1 pseudogene is annotated in these 248 nt (G+C 76.2%); it reads left to right on the top strand.

Annotation, left to right across the window (positions count from 1 at the left end):
- Positions 1 to 248: pseudogene (locus ACEN88_RS35950) on the top strand (hypothetical protein); the annotation flags it as partial.

Here is a 248-nt window from a genome sequence, read left to right on the forward strand (position 1 = left end):
GGCTCGCGGGCGGCCCGGCCGTCCCCGTGCTGCCGCTGGTCGACACCCACGCGGCGCTGGGCCTGGCCGGCTGGGTGGTGCCGCTCGTGATGGCCGTGTCGTTCCAGGTGATCCCGATGTTCCAGGCGACCGACCCGTTTCCGCCGCTCGCAGCACGCGTGCTGGTGCCGCTGGTGCTGCTCGCATCGGCCGGATGGATCGCGGGCCGCTGGCTGGACGCGCCCTGGCGCACCGTGCCCGCGCTGGCC

Origin of the sequence: Massilia sp. CT11-108, from assembly GCF_047302915.1 — a bacterium.
Lineage (GTDB): Bacteria > Pseudomonadota > Gammaproteobacteria > Burkholderiales > Burkholderiaceae_D > Telluria > Telluria orientalis.